Here is a 7903-nt window from a genome sequence, read left to right as displayed (position 1 = left end):
CCGTCACCGCCGTCCGCTTCCAGGGCATCATCCACGACTTCGTCATGCTCAACGCGCTGCGCGGGACGCACGCCGCCCAAGCCGCCATCACCATGGCCGTCACGACTCTGCGCGCGGCGCTCGGCACCGACTGACGCGACCCGCCGAGCCGCCCTCCCATCGCCCCGACACGGGCGGTCCTCGCCTTTGACCGCGCTTCATACGGCACACTCGGCCGCATGGAGACCGATGCGTTCGTGGGGACCCTCGACCGGGAGGGCGGACTGCTGGCCTCGGCCGCCGAGGCTGCGGGGGTCGACGCCGAGGTGCCGACCTGCCCGGAGTGGCGGGGGCGGGATCTGCTGCGGCACACGGGGATGGTGCACCGCTGGGCGACCGCGTTCGTCGCCGAGGGACACACCGCGTACCACCCCGACGCGGGTCTGCCGGACCTGGACGGCGCCGAGTTGGTGGCCTGGTTCCGGCAGGGGCACCGTCTCCTCGTGGACACCCTCGCCGCCGCCCCGCCCGACGTGGCGTGCTGGTCCTTCCTGCCGGCTCCGTCGCCGCTCGCGTTCTGGGCCAGACGGCAGGCCCACGAGACGACCGTGCACCGGCTGGACGCGGAGTCGGCACGCGGCGGCGAACCCACCGCGATCACCCCGGACTTCGCGGCCGACGGCATCGACGAGTTGCTCCGCGGCTTCCACGCTCGCAGCCGCAGCAGGGTGCGCAGCGCGGAGCCCCGGGTGCTGCGGGTACGGGCGACGGACACGGACGACGCCGTGTGGACCGTACGACTGTCTCAGGAGCCACCCGCGGCCGAGCGGGGCGGCTCCGGAGACGCCGACTGCGAACTGGCCGGTCCTGCTGGGCAGTTGTACCTCGCCCTGTGGAACCGGATGCTGTTCCCGGCCGTCTCGGGGGACGCGTCGCTCGCCGCGCTGTGGCGGGAGAAGTCGGCGATCACCTGGAGTTGACGACCCGTCAGCCCGACAGCATTCTCGTCAGCACCGCGCGCTGCAGCGGGAGTACCTCGCCGTGCAGACCGCGGCCCTTGTCCGTGAGGGTCACGCGCACGCCCCGACGGTCCTCCGCGCACATACCGCGCTCGACGAGACCGTCCTTCTCCAGCCGGGCGATCAGCCGGGACAGGGCGCTCTGACTGAGGTGGACGCGCTCGGAGATCTCCTGGACGCGATAGGCGCACGCATCACCGGCCAGCACGTCCAGCACCTCGAAGTCACTGCCGCACAGGCCGTGTTGATGGAGGGTGCGGTCGAGTTCGCACTGCGTGCGGGCGTGCAGCGCCAGCATCTCCCGCCATTGGTCCACGAGCGCCTGCTCGGCCTTCTTCGCCGCCATGACAGGGCACCGTAGCAGAGAAGCGGGTTTATTGCATCGTAATTAAATGCGTTTGCATTCGATGCACGCGCATGTAGTCTCTGCGGCATGACCTCTCCGCTCTCCCCTCCCGCGGCCCCGTCGTCGGCGGTTCGCTGGACCCCCCGGCTGTGGGGCACCCTGCTGGTGCTCTGCGCCGCGATGTTCCTGGACGCGCTGGACGTGTCGATGGTCGGCGTCGCCCTGCCCTCCATCGGCTCCGAACTGGACCTCTCGACCTCGACGCTCCAATGGATCGTCAGCGGCTACATCCTGGGATACGGCGGGCTCCTCCTCCTCGGCGGCCGGACCGCCGACCTGCTCGGCCGACGCCAGGTCTTCCTGGTCGCCCTGGGAGTCTTCGCGGTGGCCTCACTGCTCGGCGGGCTCGTCGACTCGGGTCCGCTGCTGATCGCCAGCCGCTTCATCAAGGGCCTCAGCGCCGCCTTCACCGCACCGGCCGGTCTGTCGATCATCACGACGACCTTCGCCGAGGGCCCGCTGCGCAACCGCGCCCTGTCCATCTACACCACCTGCGCGGCCACCGGCTTCTCGATGGGCCTGGTGCTCTCCGGCCTGCTCACGGAGGCCAGTTGGCGGCTCACCATGCTGCTTCCCGCGCCCATCGCGCTGATCGCCCTGCTCGCCGGCCTGAAGCTGCTGCCGCGCAGCGAACGCGAGAAGGACCACGACGGCTACGACATCCCCGGCGCCGTCCTCGGCACCGCGTCGATGCTGCTGCTGGTCTTCACCGTCGCACAGGCGCCCGAGGCCGGTTGGGCTTCGGCCCGAACTCTGCTGTCCTTCCTGGCCGTTGCCGTCCTGCTGACCGTCTTCGTGTACGTCGAGCGGCGCTCCGCCGGGCCGTTGATCCGGCTCGGGGTGCTGCGCTCCGGCAACCAGATCCGCGCCCAGCTCGGCGCGATGGCGTTCTTCGGGTCGTACGTCGGCTTCCAGTTCCTCGTCACGCTGTACATGCAGTCACTGCTCGGCTGGTCCGCGCTCCACACGGCGCTCGCCTTCCTGCCGGCCGGGGCGGTGGTCGCCGTGTCCTCGACGAAGGTCGGCTCGATCGTCGACCGGTTCGGCACACAGCGGCTGATCGCGACGGGCTTCGCGCTGATGGTCGTCGGGTACGCGCTGTTCCTGCGGGTCAGCCTCGATCCGGGGTACGCGGCGGTGATCCTGCCGTCGATGGTGCTGATCGGCGCGGCCTGCGCGCTGGTCTTCCCCTCGCTGAACATCCAGGCCACCAACGGGGTCGAGGACCACGAACAGGGCATGGTCTCGGGGCTGTTGAACACCTCGGTACAGGTGGGCGGCGCGATCTTCCTGGCCGTCGTCACGGCCGTGGTGACCGCCCACGCCCCCGCGCACGCCACCCCGCAGGCGGTGCTGGACAGTTACCGGCCCGGGCTCGTCGTGGTGACGTTCATCGCGGTCGCCGGGCTGCTGATCACCCTGCCGGGGCTGCGCGGCCGTCGGGCCCAACAGTCCATCGTGGTCACCAAGTCCACTGTGAAGGAGGCGGAAGCGGAGCGCGTGGCGCTGCGCGACTAGGGGGCCGCCTCCCCGAGTGTGCGTCCGGCGGAGCCGATTGCTCCGCCGGACGCACACGTGTGACACTCGCGGAATAGGCATGACCGGGGGACGGCGCACACAGGCCGAGCGGGACGCGATGACCGTCGAGATCGGGTACGCGCTGGTCAGCGCGGTGTTCGTCGCGGCGGTGCTCTTCGGGGCCGTCGCCGGACCGGCGCTGCTGTTCGAACTGCCGGGCATCGTCGAGACGTTGCTGGTGCGCGGGGCGCTCGTGCTCGTGCCGGTCGTGTTCCTCGTCCGGGTGGTGACCGTGCTGTACCGATATCGGCAGGGGACGGGTCAGCCCAGCCAGCCGGGGCGGACCAACCCCGACTCGTAGGCCAGCACGACGAGTTGGGCCCGGTCCCGGGCGCCCAGCTTCACCATCGTGCGGCTGACATGGGTCTTCGCGGTGAGTGGGCTGACGACGAGGCGACGGGCGATCTCCTCGTTGGACAGGCCGATACCGACCAGGGCCATCACCTCCCGCTCCCGCTCGGTGAGTCGGGTGAGGGCGTCGGCTGTCGCCGGTTCCTTGGAGCGGGCCGCGAACTCGGCGATCAGCCGGCGGGTCACTCCGGGAGACAGCAGCGCGTCGCCGTCGACCACCGCCCTTACGGCGCGCAGGAGTTCGTCCGGTTCGGTGTCCTTGACCAGGAAGCCGGAGGCGCCGGAGCGGATCGCCTCGAAGACGTACTCGTCGAGTTCGAAGGTGGTCAGCATGACGACCCTCACCTCTTCCAGGCCGCCGTCCCCGGTGATGCGGCGGGTCGCCGCCAGGCCGTCGAGCAGCGGCATGCGGATGTCCATCAGGACCACATCCGGGCGCAGTTCGCGTACCTTGCGCACGGCCTCCTCGCCGTCGGATGCCTCGCCCGCCACCTCGATGTCCGGCTGCGCGTCCAGCAGCGCCTTGAACCCGGCGCGGACCAGCGACTGGTCGTCGGCGAGCAGTACCCGGATCACCGGTCGTCCTCCTTCGGTGCGACCTTCAACGGCAGTACGGCGAGCACCCGGAAGCCGCCCTCCGGGCGCGGGCCCGCCTCGATGGTGCCACCGAGCGCGGCGGCCCGCTCCCGCATCCCGGCCAGTCCGTTGCCGCTGCCCCCGGCGTCCGTGCCGGTCGCGGGCCCGTCGTCGTCGATACGCAGCCGCAGCTCCCGGGAATCGTGGCCGACATGCACGCGCGCGTGCCGCGAACCCGAGTGCCGTACGACATTGGTCAGAGCCTCCTGGACGACGCGGAAGGCGGCGAGGTCGGTGCCGGGCGGGAGGCGGGGCGGGGTTCCCTCGACCTCGACCGTGAGGCCCGCGCTCGCCGCCTGCTGCACCAGTTCGGGCAGCCGGTCGAGGCCGGGGGCCGGGGCGCGTGGCGCGTCGCCCGGGGCGCGCAGGCTGTCGAGGACCTGGCGGATCTCGCCGAGCGCTTCCTTGCTGGCGGCCTTGATGGTGGTAAGTGCCGTACGGGCCTGCTCGGGGTCGGAGTCGAGGAGGGCGAGGCCGACGCCCGCCTGGACGTTGATGACGGAGATGCTGTGCGCGAGGACGTCGTGCAGTTCGCGGGCCATCCGCAGCCGCTCCTCGTCGGCGCGGCGGCGGGCCGCCTGGGCGCGCTCGGCGCGGTCGCGGACCCACTGGTCGCGGCGGGTGCGGGCCAGTTCGGAGATCGCGGCGACGGCCACCAACCAGGTGGCGACGGCCAGTTCACGACCCCAGGGCATCGCGTGGTCGTGCTGCGGGGGCAGCCACCGGTACAGCCAGTGCGCGATCAGGAGGTGCGCCGCCCAGAGCGCGCCGAGCGCGGTCCAGGCCGCCCAGCGGCGCCCGGCGACGACCGCGCCGAAGCAGCCGAGCACGACGGGCAGGAAGACGGGGCCGTAGGGATATCCGGCGCCGAAGTAGAGCACGGCGGCGAGCACGGTGCCGAAGGCCACCGCCACCGGGTGGCGGTGGCGCCACAGGAGCAGCGCCGATCCGGCGACGAGCAGCACGCGCGCGTAGAGGTCGAGTGGGGCGCGGTCGGGCTGGCTGTGCCCGGCGAAGCCGCTGCCCACCAGCACGAACACGGTGACCAGCAGCGTGGAGCGCCACGGCCACCGGGTCGGGGCCGTCGCCCCATCCCACGGCGGTCCATGGCGCCACCACTGGGGCGGTCCCCCGCCGCGTACCCGCTGCTCGTCCATGCACGTCACGCTAGACGCCGGGCGGGGTCGGGGGCGTCAGCCGGGCGGCGTGATCACGTGTACTTCCCGGGGAGTACGACGCGATACCCGTGAACTCCCGTCCACTACAGCGCCCCTGCAAGGGGCGCGGGGAACTGCGCGTCCAGCCCCCACCGGCTCGCAGTCAACGAACCGCCTATTCAGCAGAGCACTCACACGTCCGCGAGCCCCACCCCGAGCGCAAGGCGCCGTACCGCATGACGGAAGAAAAGCTCACGGTCCTCCACCACCCGGCGGAACTGACCGAAAAGCTCGAAGCTGATCAGCCCATACAACTCGGCCCACGCGGCGACCAGGGCCACGGCCACCGCAGGCGGAAGGCCACCGGCGAAGTCCTCGACCATGCGCTCCGCCTCGGGGTGGAGGTCCGCCGGAAGCGAGGGCTCCGTCAGCATGCCGGCCTGGTGGGCGCCCCGCGCGATGCCAATGAGGAGGAGGGCGACACGGGCGGCAGACGGGACGGTGGTCTCAGGGGCGACGTATCCGGGGACCGGCGAGCCGTGGATCAGGGCGTACTCGTGCGGATGCGCCAACGCCCAGCCCCGTACCGCCTCGCACACGCTCGTCCAGCGCCGCAGCGGGCCCGCGTCGGCCACCTTGGCGTGGGCAACCTCCGCGGTCTCCCCGACGGAGTCGTACGCGTCGATGATGAGAGCGGTCAGCAGGTCGTCGCGGCTGGGGAAGTACCGGTACAGGGCGGAGGACACCATGCCCAGTTCACGGGCCACGGCGCGCAGCGAGAGCTTCGCGGCACCCTCGGCGGCGAGCTGTCTGCGCGCCTCGTCCTTGATGGCCGCGGTGACCTCGATCCTGGCTCGGGCGCGGGCGCCTTGTGTGGTGCTCATACGGGCAAGTGTGGCATGGATTCAGATCAGTGCACACAAACGAGAGCAGCGCATAAAAAAGAGAGCAGCGCTCTTGCATTCGATCGCCGAGCCGATGCAGACTGTTCCCGAGAGCGAGAGCAGTGCTCACAAAAGGGAGCCGCGCTCTCCAAAACCCAGGAGTCGTCATGAGCACGCACGTCCAGAAGCCCGGCTGGTTCACGGTCAACGTCTTCAACCGCGCCGTCGCCTGGTTCACCCGCCGCGGTCTCAGCGTCTGGGGTTCACGGGTGCTCGCGGTCCGCGGCCGCAAGAGCGGCGAGTGGCGGACCACCCCGGTGAACCTGCTGACGGTGGAGGGACAGCAGTACCTCGTCGCCCCGCGCGGCCACGTCCAGTGGACGCACAACATGCGGGCGGCGGGCGGCGGCGAGCTGCGGCTCGGCAAGAAGGTGGACACGTTCACCGCGACCGAGGTGACCGGCGACGACAAGGTGCCGCTGCTGCGCGCCTACCTCAAGCGCTGGAAGGCCGAGGTCGGCGTGTTCTTCGGAGGAGTCGGCCCCGACTCCTCCGACGACGAACTGCGGGCGATCGCGGACGACCACCCCGTCTTCCACGTCACGGTCAGGAGCTGACCTCGCCCTCCTCGGACTCCACCGCGTCCACGGGCGCCACGGGTTCCGCGGTCCTGCGGTCGAAGGCGGTCAGCGCGCGCTGCGCCATGGGGTGGCTGCGCACCAGTTCGCCCAGTGTGGTCGAACCCCGGGTGATGTCCATGAAGGCCTTCCACGCCGGCCGGAAGCCGGTGAGGGCCGCGTGGAAGAGTCCGGGGCGCCGCTCGAAGACCGCCAGCATGGTCTTGCCGACGCTCATCTCCACGCCGAGCCCCGCCTTGATCGCGAACGCGTAGTTCAGGGCCTGGCGGCGGGTGTCCACGGCGTCGTGCGCCTCGGCGATCCGCACCGCCCACTCCCCCGCGAGCCGTCCCGAGCGCAGCGCGAACGAGATGCCCTCCCGGGTCCACGGCTCCAGGAGTCCCGCCGCGTCCCCGCACACCAGCACCCGCCCGCGCGAGAGCGGCGAGTCGTCGGCCCGGCACCGGGTCAAGTGCCCTGAGGAGATGCTCGGTTCGAAGCCGGCGAGGCCGAGCCGGGCGATGAAGTCCTCCAAGTACCGCTTGGTGGCGGCGCCCTCACCGCGCGCGGAGATCACGCCGACCGTGAGTGTGTCGCCCTTGGGGAAGACCCAGCCGTAACTGCCGGGCATCGGGCCCCAGTCGATGAGCACCCGCCCCTTCCAGTCCTCGGCGACGGTGTCCGGTACCGGGATCTCCGCCTCCAGGCCCAGGTCCACCTGGTCGGTCTTGACCCCGACGTGTGCTCCTATGCGGCTGGCGCTGCCGTCGGCGCCGACGACGGCCCGCGCGAGGACCGTCTCGCCCCCGCTCAGCACCACGGCGACCGTACGGCGGTCCGGCACCGCGGAGCCGTGCTGCTCGACTCGTGTCACTGTGACGCCGGTGCGCAGCTCGGCGCCCGCCTTCTGCGCGTGCTCGACGAGCTGCTGGTCGAACTCGGGCCGGTTGATCAGCCCGAACAGCATCTGCCGGGACCGGCGGGTACGCGTGAAACGTCCGTTGTTCGAGAACGTTATGGCGTGCACCCGGTCCTTCAACGGCAGCTCGAAGCCGGGTGGCAAGGAGTCGCGCGAAGGTCCGATGATGCCGCCGCCGCACGTCTTGTAGCGCGGCAACTCGGCTTTCTCCAGCAACAGGACACGCCGTCCCGCGACGGCCGCCGCATAGGCGGCCGAGGCCCCCGCGGGTCCCGCGCCCACCACGACGACGTCCCACACCCGCTGCACGTCGTCCGCCGAAGAGTTCTCGCTGCTCACGATGGTCTACTGCTCCCG

General features: G+C 71.3%; 9 protein-coding genes and 1 pseudogene. 5 read left to right on the top strand and 5 right to left on the bottom strand.

The features are described 5' to 3' along the window. Window positions 1-134, top strand: a pseudogene (locus OC490_RS39395) (esterase); the annotation flags it as partial. Between the two features lie 84 nt (window positions 135-218). Continuing rightward, a complete protein-coding gene (locus tag OC490_RS39390) occupies window positions 219-959 on the top strand; it encodes a maleylpyruvate isomerase family mycothiol-dependent enzyme (RefSeq protein WP_262062851.1) in 741 nt (246 codons plus the stop codon). A gap of 7 nt (window positions 960-966) precedes the next feature. Here the strand turns inward: OC490_RS39390 and OC490_RS39385 are convergent, their stop codons facing one another. Continuing rightward, a complete protein-coding gene (locus OC490_RS39385; protein ID WP_262062850.1) occupies window positions 967-1344 on the bottom strand; it encodes a MarR family winged helix-turn-helix transcriptional regulator in 378 nt (125 codons plus the stop codon). Window positions 1345-1431: 87 nt separating this feature from the next. Between OC490_RS39385 and OC490_RS39380 the strand changes: the two genes are divergently transcribed. Beyond that, the gene (locus OC490_RS39380; protein ID WP_262062849.1) at window positions 1432-2922 is read left to right on the top strand and encodes an MFS transporter; all 1491 of its coding nucleotides are present in this window, start codon (window positions 1432-1434) and stop codon (window positions 2920-2922) included. Window positions 2923-3001: 79 nt separating this feature from the next. Then, on the top strand, window positions 3002-3283 hold the full coding sequence (locus tag OC490_RS39375) for a DUF6332 family protein (protein ID WP_262062848.1): 282 nt from the start codon (window positions 3002-3004) through the stop codon (window positions 3281-3283). Here the strand turns inward: OC490_RS39375 and OC490_RS39370 are convergent. The 3 genes from OC490_RS39370 to OC490_RS39360 form a co-directional block, all read right to left on the bottom strand. Further along, a complete protein-coding gene (locus OC490_RS39370) occupies window positions 3244-3909 on the bottom strand; it encodes a response regulator (RefSeq protein WP_262062847.1) in 666 nt (221 codons plus the stop codon). The genes OC490_RS39375 and OC490_RS39370 overlap by 40 nt on opposite strands. Further along, entirely contained in the window at window positions 3906-5126 is a 1221-nt protein-coding gene (locus tag OC490_RS39365; RefSeq protein WP_262062846.1) for a sensor histidine kinase, read from the bottom strand. The genes OC490_RS39370 and OC490_RS39365 overlap by 4 nt, the downstream gene beginning before the upstream one ends. A gap of 191 nt (window positions 5127-5317) precedes the next feature. Then, window positions 5318-6010, bottom strand: a complete 693-nt coding sequence (locus OC490_RS39360) for a TetR/AcrR family transcriptional regulator (RefSeq protein ID WP_262062845.1) — start codon at window positions 6008-6010, stop codon at window positions 5318-5320. Between the two features lie 167 nt (window positions 6011-6177). Between OC490_RS39360 and OC490_RS39355 the strand changes: the two genes are divergently transcribed. Further along, a complete protein-coding gene (locus OC490_RS39355; protein WP_262062844.1) occupies window positions 6178-6627 on the top strand; it encodes a nitroreductase family deazaflavin-dependent oxidoreductase in 450 nt (149 codons plus the stop codon). Here OC490_RS39355 and OC490_RS39350 read toward each other — a convergent pair. Next, on the bottom strand, window positions 6617-7885 hold the full coding sequence (locus OC490_RS39350; protein WP_262062843.1) for a geranylgeranyl reductase family protein: 1269 nt from the start codon (window positions 7883-7885) through the stop codon (window positions 6617-6619). The genes OC490_RS39355 and OC490_RS39350 overlap by 11 nt on opposite strands. Between the last annotated feature and the right edge of the window lie 18 nt (window positions 7886-7903).

The organism is Streptomyces sp. STR69 (genome assembly GCF_024519455.1).
GTDB lineage: Bacteria > Actinomycetota > Actinomycetes > Streptomycetales > Streptomycetaceae > Streptomyces.
This window is presented reverse-complemented; position numbering and strand designations above follow the sequence as displayed.